Origin of the sequence: Pelagovum pacificum (assembly GCF_016134045.1) — a bacterium.
In the GTDB taxonomy this organism is placed as follows: Bacteria; Pseudomonadota; Alphaproteobacteria; order Rhodobacterales; family Rhodobacteraceae; genus Oceanicola; species Oceanicola pacificus_A.
Genome location: NZ_CP065915.1, coordinates 3,675,879 through 3,690,281, shown reverse-complemented (window position 1 = coordinate 3,690,281; position 14,403 = coordinate 3,675,879). Strand labels below are relative to the sequence as shown.

Below are 14,403 nucleotides of genomic sequence, written 5' to 3'. Positions count from 1 at the left end.
GGTCGCCGGCACCATGCCGAACGGTGGGAGTGGGGGCAATGCGGCCCGGTCAGGTCATCTGCATCACCCACGCGATCACGGCAGAGACCGTGACCACGCTGACCGCCGTCGAGATCAGGATGGAGGCCGAGACCCGCTGCGGTGCGACCCCGTAATGCTGGGCGAGGATGTAGACGTTGCCGGCGACCGGCAGGCTCGCCGCGGCGATCATCACCGCGGCACCGTAAGGCGGCACGTCGAACAGGAACAGCGCGCAGACGGTGACGGCGGCGGGATGCAGGACGAGCTTGGCGAAGCTCAGCCAGCCGGCGACGGCCAGCCGCTCCGCCGACTTGGTGGCGAGCGAGGCGCCGATGGCGAACAGTGCCCCCGGCGTCGCAGCGGAGCCGAGCAGCACAAGGAAGGAGTTTACCGGCGCCGGCACCGGAAGGCCGAACCCGGAGACCGATAGCCCGATCGCGATCGACACGATCATCGGGTTCTTCAGCAGCCCGAGTCCGACCGTCCCGAGGATCGCCGGAGACATCCGCCCGTCCCTAGCCCCGGTGATGAGGATGACGATCAGCGACCCGAAAATGATGAGGTCGACCGCGAGCACGAGCATGATGTAGCCAACGGCATCCTCGCCCATCAGCATCGCCAGCATGGGGATGCCCAGGAAGCCGACGTTGCCGATCACGGCACATTGCGACTCCACGGCCGCCTCCTCGATCCCGCGGTTGCGCAGCATCGCGACCACCGTGGCAACCACGTAGACGAAGACGCTCCCGACCAGGTAGGCGATCACGAAGTCCCACGAAAAGACTTCGCCCAGTTTCAGGTTCACCGAAAAGCGCAGCAGCATCGCCGACAGCGCGAAGTAGAAGACGAACTTGGTGAGGTAGGCCGTCGCCTCGGGCGAGAAGAAGCCGCTCCGTCCCGACAGGTAGCCGAGCGCGATGACCGCGAAGAACGGCAGCGTCTCCAGAAAGACGGGGAGCATCAGGTCAGATGACCGCCCGCAGTGTTCCGACGTCGATATCCCGGCGGTTCGTCAGGGTTTGCGAGATCAGCGGGTGGGTGTCCGGGATGACCCCATGCCGCGCGAGGATCGCGGCAATCGCGCACTCCGCGGCGCGCCCGGCACCGTCGGTGATCTTCAGCGCGATGCCGATACCCTTTTCCGGCAAGATCGCGGTGTAGACCCCTTCCGCGCCGTCCTTGATCGCGGCCTTGCCAGCGGCGGCGCGCATCAGGGCGGTGCAGGCCCCGTCTTCGCCCGAGATCAGCTCGGGGTGCGTCATCATCGCCTCTCGCAGCGTGACCATGGCCTTGTCGCGCGCGCTGCTTCCCGTGCCGGCGGCGGCAAAAGTCGCCATGGCGCGGGCCAGCCCGGTGAGGGTGCAGGCGAAGTTCGGGGCAGAGCAGCCGTCGATCCCGTAGCCCGGCGTCACCTCTTTCGTCACCTCCTCGAACGCGGTGCGGATCGCGCGCTGCAGCGGATGATCGGGCTCCACGTATTCCGGGCCTGCACCGATGTGCTTCGTCATGGTCAGGAACCCGGCGTGCTTCCCGGAGCAGTTGTTGTGAACCTGGCACGGCTGCTCGCCTGAGCGGATGATCGCGTAACGCGCATCCCGGTCGTTCGGCATTTGCGGCCCGCAGCGGAAATCGTCGTCGCTCATGCCGAGCTCGTCGAGCCAGCGATTCACCCGCTCGGTGTGGATCGCGGCGCCCCGGTGACTCGCGCAGGACAGGGCGAATTGCTCGGTGGTCAGGGAAACGCCGCTTTCGGCGAGGGGCAGGGCCTGGATCATCTTGCAGGAGGACCGGGGATACATCAGCAACTCCGGATCGCCCCAGGATTCGATGATCTGTCCCGAGGCATCCACGACCACCGCATGCCCGCGATGCGCGCTCTCGAGGCGCCCGCCACGTGTGAGTTCGACAAGCGTTTCGTCGCCGACCATGTCGCATTTTCCTGTTTTCAGGTGGAAATGGCCCACGACAGCGTGAGCGTTCGGGGCTTTTCCACCTTGGCGATTTATTGCTAGGTTCATGGCTATCGGCTTGAACCGATGCCTGCCAGCCGAAAAGGTGCCGCAAGAACGCGCCTTCGGAGCGGCGGGAAACCCAGAGGCAAGGACAGCTAGGAGGCTGCAGGAATGATTTCAGGATTTCTGCGTGGCGCGTGCCTGACCGTGGCCGCATTGGCCGCGTCGTCGGCATGGGCTCAGGAATCGTCGAACCGGGTTGCAGCGGACACCGACTGGAGTGTGTTCGTTGAGGACGACCCGAGAGAGTGCTGGGGCGTCTCGGCCCCGAAAGAGACCGCTCTCCTCGACAGCAACGGCAACGCGACCGACGGTCGCCGTGGCGATATTCTTTTGTTCGTATTCTACCGGCCCGGTGCTGGCGTGAACGGCCAGGTGACCTTCACCGGCGGTTACCCCTTCGCGGGCGGGTCGACAGTCACCCTCAGCATCGGCGATACGGCGTTCGAGCTGTTCACCGAAGGCGAATGGGCATGGCCGGCGACGCCGGATGACGATGCGCGCATCATCGCGGCCATGAAGCGCGGTGCCGAGGCGACGCTTCGCGCGCGCTCCGGTCGCGGCAACCAGACGGTCGACCAGTTCTCGCTGCTCGGCTTCACCGCCGCCGTGGACGAGGCGCAGCGCCGCTGCAGCTGAACACGTCAGAGGACACAACGACCATGAAGATCGCCCTGCATGCGGCCGCGCTTGCCGCAATGACCCTTTCGACCCCGGCCTTCGCTCAGGAGGCCGCGGACACCGACTGGTTCGTCTACGTCGCCGACGACGAGAGCGAGTGCATGGCGATCTCCTCCCCCACCCGCGCGCAGTACTTCCGTGACGGGACGGAGGTCACGGCCAACACGGACGAGCCCTACCTCACCGTCGTCTATCGCCCCGGCGAAGGCGCGGAGGGGCAGGTCGCTTACCTCGGCGGGTTCCCGTTCGAGGAAGACGGCACGGTCGAGGCGACCGTCGGCAACAGCCAGTCGCAGCTCTTCACCGATGACATCTGGGCCTGGCCCGCCGATCCGGACGCCGACGCGGCGCTCGTCTCGGCCATGCGCGGCGCCGACGAGCTCCGGCTGTCGTCGAGCTCGTCCCGCGGGACGGTGGTCGTCCATTTCTTCTCGCTCGCCGGGTTCGGGCCGGCCGTGGACGAGGCGGCAAGCCGCTGCGGCGGCTGATTCAAGGCTGAATCAGGCTTTTCGGTCCCGGATTCCTTTTGAGTTCGGGCCGAATTCCTATATGAGCCCGGTCTGACCCCTTACCCGTTGGAGAGACCATGGCTGCCGAGGCACCCATCACCCAGGACGTTCTGACCATTCCGCGCAAGCTGCCGGAAGGGGAGGATGGTCGTGTGAACCTCGTCGGACTGACGCGGGACCAGATGAAGGCGGCCCTGCTCGAAGCCGGCACGCCGGAGAAGCAGGTGAAGATGCGCCTGAACCAGCTCTGGCAGTGGGTCTATTACTGGGGCGTCCGCGACTTCGCCGAGATGACGAACCTCGCCAAGGACTACCGCGCCATGCTGGCCGAGAAGTTCTGCATCGAGCTGCCCACCGTGGTCAGCAAGCAGGTCTCCAACGACGGCACGCGCAAGTACCTCGTCCGGATCGCCGGCGGCCACGAGGTCGAGACGGTCTACATCCCCGAAGAGGATCGCGGCACGCTCTGCATCTCGAGCCAGGTCGGCTGCACGCTCACCTGTTCCTTCTGTCACACCGGCACACAGCGGCTCGTCCGCAACCTGACACCGGGCGAGATCGTCGGGCAGGTCATGCTGGTGCGCGACGACCTCGGCGAATGGCCGAAGCAGAAGGCGCCCAAGGACGAGACACGCCTGCTGTCCAACATCGTCCTGATGGGCATGGGCGAGCCGCTCTACAATTTCGACGCTGTGCGCGACGCCATGAAGATCGCGATGGACGGTGAGGGCATCGCCTTGTCGCGCCGTCGGATCACGCTGTCGACCTCCGGCGTCGTGCCGGAAATCGCCCGCTGTGCCGAAGAGATCGGCTGCATGCTCGCCGTGTCGTTCCACGCAACAACGGACGAGGTGCGCAACAAGCTGGTCCCGATCAACAAGAAATGGCCGATCGCCGATCTTCTCGATGCGCTGCGCACCTATCCGAAGGTGTCCAACTCCGAACGGATCACGTTCGAATACGTGATGCTGAAGGACATCAACGACAGCGACGCAGACGCGCGCCGGCTCGTGAAGCTGATCGAGGGCATCCCCGCCAAGATCAACCTGATCCCCTTCAACGAATGGCCCGGCGCTCCGTACGAACGCTCCGACTGGAAGCGGATCAAGGCGTTCGCCGACATCGTCTACAAGGCCGGCTACGCCTCCCCGATCCGCACCCCCCGGGGTGAGGATATCTCGGCCGCCTGCGGTCAGCTCAAGTCTGCAAGCGAACGTGAACGCAAGGCCCGCCGACCCCGCGCCGAGGCCGGAACCGCGCCGTAAGAGGTCGGGTTGTCGTGATGTAGTCGAAAGGAAGACGCATCATGTCGTACAAGCAAGGTCAGACCGTCGCCTGGAAGTGGGGCGACGGCGAAGGCACGGGCAAGGTCGAGAAGGTCTACACCCGGAAAATTACCCGCAAGATCAACGGCAGCGAGATCACGCGGAACGCCAGCGAGGGCAGCCCCGCCTACCTCATCAAGCAGGACGACGGCGACGAAGTGCTGAAATCCGACTCCGAGCTGCGCAGCGCCTGACAGCGCTTTTCGTTTCCCACGATAGCGGCTATCGGGGCTGAAAGGCTTCGACAGGCGGGGAATACGCGATGGCAGGCAGACTGAAGATCGGCGCGGTCGAATTTGAAGTACATCCGGTCCCGGAAATGACGGTCACCGCAGTGATGCGCGACCCGCTCTTCGCGAAGGAAGCGGATCGCGATCTTTGGTCATGGAACGGCACTGAAGGTCGGATGCTGGCGCAGGCGACCGACAAGGGCGCCATCCCGCTGCCGAACGCGCTGATCTTCTTCGTCTCCAAAGCGTCTTCCAACGGTGTGCTGAACCGCAATGAGGCGGCGACCCGCAACATGGCGAGCCGTTTCATCACCGCCACTGGCGCCGACGACATCAACCAGGTGCTCGCCGGGGTGTCGCGGCTGGTGAACCTGCCGCACAAGACCCTCCCGCTCGAAAGCTTTGCGCCGCTGCAGGAAGCGACGAGCTACGTCGTCCGCCATCACCTCGATTTTTCGGTCGTTCTGTTGCGCAACCGTACGGAAGACCTTGCCGGTTACCTCTGCCTGCCAAACCGAGTCCTGTTTCACAGCGAGATCCGGGCGATCCACGATCAGGACGCGCTCGATCGGATCTTCGAAGCCGATCCGCGACTGCGGACAATGCAGCCGACCTTCTTCGTACCGTCCCGATCGGATGCGAACCGGGGCGTGCGGCGGACCGCGCTGGCACAGCGGATTTCGGAATCGCGGCAGGCGCTCGCAGCCCTACCGCAGGGTCCCGGCGGCGACGTCGCCCGCAAGAACCTGAGCGCGAAGCTCCGGGTGTTCCAGGCCGAGTGGGACGCACTCGGCAAGTGACCTCGGCCCGTATGGGCCGAGGTCATCGATAGGTCACGCCATGAGCGCGGTGGCTTCTTCCGGCGACAGTGCGGCGGGACGCTCGCAGGTCGTCGACAGTGTGATGACTTCACCGCTCTCGGCCGCCTTCAGAATCGACGTCATGACATCCACGGCATGCACGGCAAGGTCGATGTCGCAGCGGTGCTTGCGCCCGTCCGCGATGCCCTGCGCCATGTCGGCGAGACCCGCGCAGCGATAGTTCGCGCGCTCTTCCTGGTTCGGGATGCCGAACGGGTGGCCGCGCTCTTCCAGAACCCGGCGATCCTTGTCGGGACCCGTGACCTCGACCGCGCCGCCGAAGAAGTTCGGGTCGGGCACGTAGATCGAGCCGTTCTCGCCATAAAGCTCCATCGGCGAATGGCCGTGGGACCAGACGTCCCAGCTGGCGCCGTGGCTGACGATCGCACCGTTCTCGAACTCCAGAACGGAGTGGATGTTCGTCGGCGTGTCGACCGGCACCGTCTCCCCCTCGCGCGGGCCGGAGCCGATGGTGCGCGTCGGGAAGGTCGCGGAGGCGAAAGCGGTGACCCGCTTCACCGGCCCGATCAGCTGGATCAGGTTGGTGACATAGTAGGGACCGACGTCCAGCACCGGACCGGCGCCCGGTTGGAAGAAGAAGTCAGGGTTGGGGTGCCACGCTTCCATGCCGTGCGACATGACATGCGCCGTGCCGCCCACGATGCGACCGACGAGGCCCTCGTCGATCGCCGCACGGGCCAGCTGGTGCGCCCCGCCGAGGAACGTGTCCGGCGCGGAGCCGACCCGCAGGCCCTGCTCGGCGGCGAACTTCTTCAGAGCCTCGCCTTCCTCGAGCGTGAGGACCAGCGGCTTCTCCGAATAGGCATGCTTGCCGGCGGCGAGGATGTTGTGGCTCACCTGGTAGTGCACGGCCGGGATCGTGAGGTTCACGACGACATGGATGTCGTCGCGCGCCAGCATGTCCTCGACCGAGAGCGCCTCGACCCCGTATTCTTCCGCCTTGGCGGCGGCCGCGTCGGTGTTGATGTCGGCTACCGCCTTCATCTCGAGCGCCTTGAACAGCGGACCAAGCCGCAGGTACGCACCGGAGATGTTGCCGGCGCCGATGATGCCGACTCCTAGCTTATCCATGGTCTGCTTCCTTCAGAGGGACTTGAGGGTTTCCATCGACCGGCGGGCGAACCGCTCGTGGTCGGAGGGATTGTCATGTTCGAGCACGTAGTGGGTGATGCCCTTGGACTGCAGGTGCTTGTTCAGCGCCGCCCAGTCCATGACGCCGTGCCCGACGTCGGCCCAGCCGTCCTCGTCCGCGTTCTCGCCCTCGGGGGCGATGTCCTTGACGTGAACCGCGATGATCCGGTCGGCATACTTGTCGATCCACTCGATCGGGTCCTTGCCGGCACGCTTCGTCCAGCCGAGGTCGAGCTCGAGCGAGATATCGTCACTGCCGGCGGCGATCAGGTCCAGCGGCAGGTCGGAGCCGCCGAGGTCCTTGAACTCGAAATCATGGTTGTGCCAGCCGAACTTCAGCCCGGCGTCGAGGATCGGCTTGCCGGCCTCGGCGAGGCGCTTGCCGAAGGCTTCCCAGCCGGCGGCGTCCATGTTGCGCTCGTCCGGCCCGATGGCGGGGACCATGACGGCCTTCATGCCCATCGTCTTGGCGGTGGTCACGGCTTTCTCGGGAGTATCCTCGAGCATGGCGAGACCCATGTGACCGGTCGTCATCGTCACGCCGGCTGCGTCGCACAGTTCGCGAAGCCGGACCGGATCGTCGTACTGGCCGCCCCAGCCTTCGACTTCCTTGAAGCCGAGCCCGGCCAGCATGGACAGCGTGTCCTCGAGCGGCGGGAAGTTGCGCGAGCAGTAGAGCTGGTAGGAAATGGTCGTCATGTATCGAACCTCGAAGTTGTCACGCCATAGTGGCGGAGTGGAGATCCCGCGTGGTGAAAACCGGCTCGACGTCCGGATCCCGCGGAGTGAAACGCACCTCGGCCGAGTAGCCGGGGAACAGGGTTGAAGGGCCCTGGCTGAAGCGACCGGGCTGGTCGGCTTCCACCGTCACGAAGAAGGCGGGCGCCTTGCCGCCGATCAGGGTGATGACCCAGTCGTCGCCATCCCGCGCCACCTCGAACTTGTGGGCGGGGGCGAGCAGATCGTAGGACTTCCACGGCTTCGGCGCGTAGATGTCCCCGCCGGACGAGCCGTCGCTGGCCGTCCAGAAAAAGCCGAGCACTTCGTCGTCGGCGAGCGCGTCGTAATCGACCTCGGCCAGGATCTCGGACTCGCTGCCGATCTTTTCTTGGATCGTCAGCAGGTCGCGGGTCTCTCCCGAGATCTTCGCCGCGATCAGGGTGATGTCGACTTCGACCTCGCTGACCGTGTCGTTGATCCCGACGATCTCGAGCGCGTCGGCCTCGGGCCGGACGACGACATGCACCGGTGCGAAGAAGTCCTTCGCCATGTGGTGCAGCATCTTCCAGTTGCCGCCGTGATCGAGCGAGGCCCAGGAACAGACCGGCCACGTGTCGTTGAGCTGCCAGTAGAGCGTGCCCATGCAGTGCGGCTTGAGGCTCCGCCAGTGCTCGACCGCGGTCTTGATCGCGATGCCCTGCTGGATCTGCGAGAGCCAGACAAAATCCTGGAACCGGCGCGGGAAACGGAAGTAGCGGAACATGGTGCCCGCGATCCGCTCGTTGCCACCGGGGTTCTTCTGGTGGCTTTCGAACACCGGCGCGGCGATGTTCCAGTCGCGTGGCTCGGCGAAGCGCTTGATCGCCTCCATCGACGGATAGGACTGGAAGCCGAACTCTGAGCAGAAGCGGGGCGAGACGTCCCGGTAATGCTCGAAGTCCTTGCTTTCGTGCCAGACCGACCAGAAATGCATGTCGCCCGAGGAATCGTCGTGCCAGCTGTCGCCGAAGTTCATCGGGCCGGGGCAGGGGGACGAGGGCCACCAGATCGCAGTCGGATCGGTCGCCTTGAGCTCTTCCTCGATCGTGCGGTTCAGCCGGTCGTAGTTCACGAGGTAGCGGTCGCGGTCCTTCACGGACGCGGGGAACCACGTCAGCGCACCGACCAGTTCGTTGTCGCCGCACCAGAGCGCGAGACAGGCATGATGGTGCATCCGGGCGACGTTCTCGCGAACCTCGGCCTTCACCTCGTCAAGGAACTCTGGCGTCGAAGGGTAGAGGTTGCAGGAGAACATGAAGTCCTGCCAAACCATCAGCCCCAGCTCGTCGCAGATGTCGTAGAACCAGTCCGCCTCGTAGCGGCCGCCGCCCCAGATGCGGATCATGTTCATGTTGGCGTCGACCGCGGACTGGAGAAGCTCGCGCACCTCCTCTTCGCGGATGCGGCCCGACAACGCGTCGGCGGGGATCCAGTTGGCCCCCTTCATGAAGATCTCGCGACCGTTGACGCGGAAGGCGAAGCGGCTGCCCACCTCGTCCTCGTCGGTCAGAAGCTCGACCTTGCGCAGGCCGATGCGGCGGACCTTCTTGGTCTCGCCGACTGTGATGGAAAGGTCGTGAAGCCGCTGGTCGCCCTGACCGGCGGGCCACCAGAGGGCGGGGTTCTGGATGTCGAACACCGCGTCGATCAGGCCGTTCTCTACGGTGCCGGTCAGGCTCTGCCCGGCGAAGCTCATCTCGAACTTCTGACCGACGGCATTCTCTAGGTGCGCGGCGACGGTCAGGCTGACGGTGCCGTCCGCCCCGTGGTCCTGCGACACCTCCAGCCGGCCGATCTTCGGCACGGCGGTGGGGCGGAGAGAAATCGACCCGTTCAGGCCCATCGGCGCAAGCGCGATGTTCCAGTCCCAGCCGAAATCGCAGGCCGTCTTGCGCAGCATGTTGCCGTTCGGGATCGGGCATTGCGCGCCCATCACCGGATGATCGGTCACGGACGGGATATAGAAGGGCTGCGCCTCCTGCTTCTCGTTCGCGGCCTTCAGGTTCGAGTGAAACGTGATCTCGATCTCGTTCGCAGCCGTCGTGGCCACGTCCGACAGGTCCACCCGGTAGGTGCGGAAGCTGTTCTGCGTCTCTAGGACGATCGTGTCGTTCCATTTCACGGTGCAAACCGTGTCGAGCCCGTCGACGACGAGCTCGAAATCGGAATGATCGAGATCGACCTGGCGCCGAATGGTCCATTCCCGTTCGGCGATCCAGCGCAGGTCGTATTCGTTCCGGCCCCAGTAGGGGTCGACGATCTTGCCGTTCGCATGAAGCGCGGAAATCACGTCGCCCGGCATGGAAGCCTTGCAGCGATACTCACCGGCGTCGTCGGTGAGGTCCCAGGGGCCCGAAAGATCGAGCGCCCCGGGAATAGTGTCGGATGTCACAAGCGGACCTCGGATGATTTGTCGAACAGCGAAGCCTTCGCAGGAACGAAGCCGACCGGCAACCGGTCGCCCGGGTTCACCACGGCCTGACCGTCCATTCTGATCCGGAACCGCGTGCCGGCCACTTCGGTATAGACCAGCGTGTCCGAACCCATCGGCTCCACCAGTTCGACCACGACTTCGCTCTGCACGGGCGCGGAGGGGACGAGTTCCCCCGTCACCACGTGCTCGGGCCGGATGCCGAGGATCGCGGGACCCTCGGGGCTCTTGTCGGAAGAGAACTCGTACCCCTCGAGCGGCAGGCGCAGTTCGCCGACGCTGAACACGCCGTTCGTCACCTGCCCGTCGAGGAAGTTCATCGACGGCGAGCCGATGAAGTCCGCAACGTACTTGTTCTGCGGCTTGTTGTAGATCTCGGCCGGGCTCGCCAGCTGCATGATCTTGCCGCCCCGCATGATCGCGATCCGGTCGGCCAGGGTCATTGCCTCGACCTGGTCGTGGGTGACGTAGATCATCGTGTTCTTCAGCTGGTTGTGCAGCGTCTTGAGCTCCACCCGAAGGTCGGCGCGCAGCTTTGCGTCGAGGTTGGACAGCGGCTCGTCGAACAGGAACACGTCCACGTCCCGCACCAGTGCGCGGCCGATGGCGACACGCTGGCGCTGACCGCCGGACAGGGCGCCCGGCTTGCGCTTCAGCAGCGGCTCGATCTGCAGGATTTCTGCGGCTCTGGCGACCCGGCGCCGGATCTCGTCCTTCGGCAGGCGGGCGTTCTTCAGCCCGAACGAGAGGTTACCCTCGACCGTCATCTGCGGATAGAGCGCGTAGCTCTGGAACACCATGCCGATGCCCCGATCGGACGGCTCGGCCCAGGTGACGTTCTTGTCCTTGATGAAGATCTGCCCGTCGGTGATCTCCAGCAGGCCCGCGATGCAGTTGAGCAGCGTGGACTTGCCGCAGCCGGACGACCCCAGAAGGACAAGGAACTCGCCCTCGTGGATGTCGAGGTTCAGGTCCTGAAGGACCTTCACCGCGCCGAAGTGGAGGTCGAGATGCCGGATCTCGACGGAGTGCTTTTCGCTGACGTTCGTCATGTCGTTCATGGGTTTATCCCTTGACGGCGCCGGCCGCGATGCCGCGGACGAACAGCTTGCCGGAGAAGAAGTAGATGGTGAGAGGCACGAGGCCGGTGAGAAGGGTCGCCGCCATGTTGACGTTGTATTCCTTCACGCCCTGTACCGAGTTGACGATGTTGTTCAGCTGAACGGTCATCGGGTACTGCTCGGCCCGGGTGTAGACGACGCCGAACAGGAAGTCGTTCCAGATACCCGTGACCTGGATGATCATCGCCACGACGAGGATCGGCAGGGACATCGGCAGGATGATCCGGAACAGGATCCCCCAGAAGCCCGCACCGTCGACGCGCGCCGCCTTGAACAGCTCCTCCGGGATGGAGGCGAAGTAGTTGCGGAACAGCAGAACGTTGATCGGCATCCCGAAGATCGTGTGCACGATCACCAGGCCGGAGATGGACCCGAACAGCTGGATGCGGCCGGTGCCGTCACACTCCGAAAGCGGACCCAGCGCGAAGCAGACACCCTGCCGGGTCCAGGTCAGCGGATCGAAGTTCGACAGGAACATGCCGGTTTCGCGCAGCATGATGACGATCGGGTAGAGCATCACCTGGTAGGGGATGAACGCGCCGACCAGCAGCATGGTGAAGAACAGCTCGGAGCCTTTGAACTTCCACTTCGACAGCGCGTAGCCGGAGACGAGCGCGACCGAGATGGACAGGATCACCGAGGGGATCAGGATCCGCACGGAGTTCCAGAAGCCGCGGCTGAGACCGTCGCAGTTCACGCCGGTACAGGCCTCGGACCACGCCTTGACCCACGGCTGGAACGTGATCTCCGTCGGCGGGGCAAAGACGTTGCCCATCCGGATCTCGGTCATGTCCTTCAGCGAGGTGACGAGCATCACGTAGAGCGGCAGCAGGTAATAGACCGCGACGATCAGCAGCGTCCCGTAGAGGACGATGTTGCGGCGGCTGAACACCTTCTTGGGTTTCGTGCCGCGCGGGCCGGACGCGTCCAGACGGTCACGCACGGGCTCCTCGGCGGCGAGGGTGGTTGCGATGGTTCCGGGATTAGCCACGCTTGCGACCTCCGAACTCGAGAAGTGCCCATGGCACGAGGATGATGACGACGGAGACCAGCATCATGGTCGAGGCCGCGAAGCCCTGGCCGAGGTTCTGACCGCCGAACATGGACTGCATGACGTACTTGGCCGGCACTTCGGAACTGATGCCCGGACCGCCCGACGTCTGCGCCACGACAAGGTCGTAAAGCTTGATGATGCCGCTGGTGATGAGCACGACCGCCGTGATGAAGACCGGCCGCATCATGGGGATGATGATCTGCACGTAGGTCTTCCATGACGGGATGCCGTCCACGCGGGATGCCTTCCAGATGTCATCGTCGATGCCGCGCAGGCCGGCCAGCATGATGCACATGATAAGCCCGGTGCCCTGCCACAGGCCCGCGATCAGCAGGCCGAACATGACGATGTCGGGATCGTTCAGCGGGTTGAAGGTGAAGCTGGTCCAGCCCATCGAGCGCACGACGCCCTGCACACCGAACTCGGGGTTCAGGATCCACTGCCAGACAAGGCCGGTGACGATGAAGCTCAACGCGAATGGATAGAGGAAGATCGTCCGGAACGTATCCTCGAACCTGATCTTGCGGTCGAGCAGCGCGGCGAGCACGAACCCGATGACCAGCGTGAAGACCAGACTGAAGGCCCCGTACAACGCGAGGTTCTTGATCGACACGATCCACTTGGTCGTGTTCCAGAGACGGTCGTACTGGTCGAGACCGACCCAGTCGAGTTTCGGCAGGAGCCCGGAACTCGTGAAGGAATAGACCACGGTCCAGATCGTGCCGCCGAAGAACGCGATCACCGCGGTGGCGATCATCGGAACAAGGGCGACCTTGGACCAGAGATTCCTGAATAGCCGGATGGGCTTTTTCGGTGTGGACGTGCTCCGCGCACCGCCGACCGAACGTGCCTCGTCTGCTAAAGCCATGCTCTCCTCCCACGATGTGACCCAAGGTCACAATGGCATGCTTTGTTATGGAATGGGCCCCTCGAGAGGGGCCCATCCGTCAGAGTGATGATCCCTGGATCAGCCAGCTTGTTCGATGATCTGGGCGTAACGCTCCTGGGCGTCTTCCGCGGTCATCGAGGGCGTGTTCCAGAATTCCGTCATCAGGTCGTTGGCCTGGTTGATGGTGTCGGGCGTCAGAAGCTCGTTGCCGGACGGCAGCGTTGCGCCTTCGGCCAGCAGGTCGAGACCTTTCTGCGTGCACTCGTTCACCGACTCCAGGTCGACGTCGCCACGGATCGGCAGCGAGCCCTTCTTGGAGTTGAAGGCCACCTGGGTTTCCGGAGCGACGAGAAGAGCCGCCAGCTCCTTCTGGGCTGCCTCGAGATCGGCGTCGCCGGTCACGGGGAAGTAGAAGGCGTCCCCACCGGTGTCGAGAACCGCAACCTCACCGAGGCCGGGCAGACAGGAATAGTCTTCGCCAGCGACCATGTCGGCGATGGCGAATTCACCCTGCGCCCAGTCGCCCATGATCTGCGCGCCGGCTTCGCCGGTGATCACGGCGTTGGTCGCCTGGTTCCAGTCCTGGACGTCGAGGCCTTCGGCCATCTCACGTGCTTCGGCGAATGCCTGGAAGACGCGGGCGTAGCTTTCGCCACGGGCAACGTCGGCATTCTTGTCGCGGTTCACCGCGAGCCAGTCTTCCTGGCCGGCGAGCGCGATGGCCATGACGCCGAACATGCCGTTCTGCTGCCAGGCCTGGCCACCGACGGCCAGCGGAACCTTGCCGGCTTCACGAAGGGCCGGGGCCACTTCGACGAACTCGGTCCAGGACGTCGGCACTTCGACGCCGGCATCTTCGAACGCCTGGTTCGACAGCCACATCCACTGCCAGGAGTGGATGTTCACCGGAGCGCAGTAGATGCGGCCCTCGTAGGTGCAGGCATCCAGCAGCGACGGCGGGTTCACGACGTCCGCCCAGCCTTCGGCTTCGGCGACGTCGGTGAGGTCGAGCATGAGCCCGGCTTCGATCAGTTCCTGGGCCTGCAGGCCGTGGTTGAATTGGAACGCGGCCGGCGGGTCGCCACCGATGATTCGGGACACCATGACGGGCCGGGCCACGTCACCGCCGCCGGCGATCGCGCCGTCGACCCAGGTGTGCTCGGTGTTCTCGTTCAGCGCATTGGCGAACTCGGCGACAGCGGCGGCTTCACCGCCGGACGTCCACCAGTGCATGACCTCCATGTCCTCTGCACCGGCCGCGCTTGCGCTCACGATGGCGGTCACCGCCATCAGCTTCGTGGTCAGTTTCACGATTTACTCCTCCCTGGCTCTAAATCGTTGTCGGCGACGCTATAACGA

General features: G+C 64.6%; 14 protein-coding genes. 5 read left to right on the top strand and 9 right to left on the bottom strand.

The features are described from left to right. Positions 1 to 49: 49 nt before the first annotated feature. Positions 50 to 982 carry an AEC family transporter gene (locus I8N54_RS18155; RefSeq protein WP_140195289.1) on the bottom strand — a complete coding sequence of 311 codons (933 nt, stop codon included), beginning with the start codon at positions 980 to 982 and terminating at the stop codon, positions 50 to 52. A gap of 4 nt (positions 983 to 986) precedes the next feature. Continuing rightward, a complete protein-coding gene (locus I8N54_RS18150) occupies positions 987 to 1,949 on the bottom strand; it encodes an asparaginase (protein ID WP_140195291.1) in 963 nt (320 codons plus the stop codon). Between the two features lie 195 nt (positions 1,950 to 2,144). On the opposite strand from I8N54_RS18150, the gene I8N54_RS18145 reads away from it, so the two are divergent. The 5 genes from I8N54_RS18145 to I8N54_RS18125 all read left to right on the top strand — a co-directional run bounded on the left by I8N54_RS18145 (position 2,145) and on the right by I8N54_RS18125 (position 5,578). Continuing rightward, the gene (locus I8N54_RS18145; RefSeq protein ID WP_140195293.1) at positions 2,145 to 2,672 is read left to right on the top strand and encodes an invasion associated locus B family protein; all 528 of its coding nucleotides are present in this window, start codon (positions 2,145 to 2,147) and stop codon (positions 2,670 to 2,672) included. Positions 2,673 to 2,695: 23 nt separating this feature from the next. Next, complete coding sequence (locus I8N54_RS18140; protein WP_140195295.1) at positions 2,696 to 3,202, top strand: hypothetical protein; 507 nt, start codon at positions 2,696 to 2,698, stop codon at positions 3,200 to 3,202. A gap of 98 nt (positions 3,203 to 3,300) precedes the next feature. Next, on the top strand, positions 3,301 to 4,488 hold the full coding sequence (gene rlmN, locus I8N54_RS18135) for a 23S rRNA (adenine(2503)-C(2))-methyltransferase RlmN (RefSeq protein WP_140195297.1): 1,188 nt from the start codon (positions 3,301 to 3,303) through the stop codon (positions 4,486 to 4,488). Between the two features lie 41 nt (positions 4,489 to 4,529). Further along, the gene (locus I8N54_RS18130) at positions 4,530 to 4,742 is read left to right on the top strand and encodes a hypervirulence associated TUDOR domain-containing protein (protein WP_140195299.1); all 213 of its coding nucleotides are present in this window, start codon (positions 4,530 to 4,532) and stop codon (positions 4,740 to 4,742) included. Positions 4,743 to 4,810: 68 nt separating this feature from the next. Then, the gene (locus I8N54_RS18125; RefSeq protein ID WP_197097581.1) at positions 4,811 to 5,578 is read left to right on the top strand and encodes a hypothetical protein; all 768 of its coding nucleotides are present in this window, start codon (positions 4,811 to 4,813) and stop codon (positions 5,576 to 5,578) included. Positions 5,579 to 5,611: 33 nt separating this feature from the next. Here the strand turns inward: I8N54_RS18125 and I8N54_RS18120 are convergent, their stop codons facing one another. From I8N54_RS18120 to I8N54_RS18090, 7 genes are all read right to left on the bottom strand, one after another. Then, positions 5,612 to 6,730 (bottom strand): Gfo/Idh/MocA family protein, encoded by a 1,119-nt coding sequence (locus I8N54_RS18120; protein ID WP_140195303.1) that lies wholly within the window; start codon positions 6,728 to 6,730, stop codon positions 5,612 to 5,614. Positions 6,731 to 6,742: 12 nt separating this feature from the next. Beyond that, the gene (locus tag I8N54_RS18115) at positions 6,743 to 7,489 is read right to left on the bottom strand and encodes a sugar phosphate isomerase/epimerase family protein (RefSeq protein ID WP_140195305.1); all 747 of its coding nucleotides are present in this window, start codon (positions 7,487 to 7,489) and stop codon (positions 6,743 to 6,745) included. Between the two features lie 19 nt (positions 7,490 to 7,508). Further along, on the bottom strand, positions 7,509 to 9,941 hold the full coding sequence (locus I8N54_RS18110; protein ID WP_231592601.1) for a glycoside hydrolase family 2 protein: 2,433 nt from the start codon (positions 9,939 to 9,941) through the stop codon (positions 7,509 to 7,511). Next, positions 9,938 to 11,041 carry an ABC transporter ATP-binding protein gene (locus I8N54_RS18105; protein ID WP_140195307.1) on the bottom strand — a complete coding sequence of 368 codons (1,104 nt, stop codon included), beginning with the start codon at positions 11,039 to 11,041 and terminating at the stop codon, positions 9,938 to 9,940. The genes I8N54_RS18110 and I8N54_RS18105 overlap by 4 nt, the downstream gene beginning before the upstream one ends. Before the next feature lie 4 nt (positions 11,042 to 11,045). After that, positions 11,046 to 12,044, bottom strand: coding sequence for a carbohydrate ABC transporter permease (locus I8N54_RS18100; RefSeq protein ID WP_231592665.1), 999 nt, complete (start codon positions 12,042 to 12,044; stop codon positions 11,046 to 11,048). Positions 12,045 to 12,084: 40 nt separating this feature from the next. Then, on the bottom strand, positions 12,085 to 12,912 hold the full coding sequence (locus tag I8N54_RS18095; RefSeq protein WP_232790409.1) for a carbohydrate ABC transporter permease: 828 nt from the start codon (positions 12,910 to 12,912) through the stop codon (positions 12,085 to 12,087). A gap of 210 nt (positions 12,913 to 13,122) precedes the next feature. Next, a complete protein-coding gene (locus I8N54_RS18090) occupies positions 13,123 to 14,355 on the bottom strand; it encodes an ABC transporter substrate-binding protein (RefSeq protein ID WP_231592604.1) in 1,233 nt (410 codons plus the stop codon). Positions 14,356 to 14,403 lie beyond the last annotated feature (48 nt).

Excerpts from the sequence above, each read along its gene's own strand:
- I8N54_RS18150 (WP_140195291.1), bottom strand. The coding sequence starts at position 1,949 with ATGGTCGGCGACGAAACGCTTGTCGAACTCACACGTGGCGGGCGCCTC.
- I8N54_RS18130 (WP_140195299.1), top strand. The coding sequence starts at position 4,530 with ATGTCGTACAAGCAAGGTCAGACCGTCGCCTGGAAGTGGGGCGACGGC.
- I8N54_RS18095 (WP_232790409.1), bottom strand. The coding sequence starts at position 12,912 with ATGATCGCCACCGCGGTGATCGCGTTCTTCGGCGGCACGATCTGGACC.
- I8N54_RS18145 (WP_140195293.1), top strand. The coding sequence starts at position 2,145 with ATGATTTCAGGATTTCTGCGTGGCGCGTGCCTGACCGTGGCCGCATTG.
- I8N54_RS18115 (WP_140195305.1), bottom strand. The coding sequence starts at position 7,489 with ATGACGACCATTTCCTACCAGCTCTACTGCTCGCGCAACTTCCCGCCG.
- I8N54_RS18125 (WP_197097581.1), top strand. The coding sequence starts at position 4,811 with ATGGCAGGCAGACTGAAGATCGGCGCGGTCGAATTTGAAGTACATCCG.
- I8N54_RS18155 (WP_140195289.1), bottom strand. The coding sequence starts at position 982 with ATGCTCCCCGTCTTTCTGGAGACGCTGCCGTTCTTCGCGGTCATCGCG.
- I8N54_RS18140 (WP_140195295.1), top strand. The coding sequence starts at position 2,696 with ATGAAGATCGCCCTGCATGCGGCCGCGCTTGCCGCAATGACCCTTTCG.
- rlmN (WP_140195297.1), top strand. The coding sequence starts at position 3,301 with ATGGCTGCCGAGGCACCCATCACCCAGGACGTTCTGACCATTCCGCGC.
- I8N54_RS18120 (WP_140195303.1), bottom strand. The coding sequence starts at position 6,730 with ATGGATAAGCTAGGAGTCGGCATCATCGGCGCCGGCAACATCTCCGGT.
- I8N54_RS18105 (WP_140195307.1), bottom strand. The coding sequence starts at position 11,041 with ATGAACGACATGACGAACGTCAGCGAAAAGCACTCCGTCGAGATCCGG.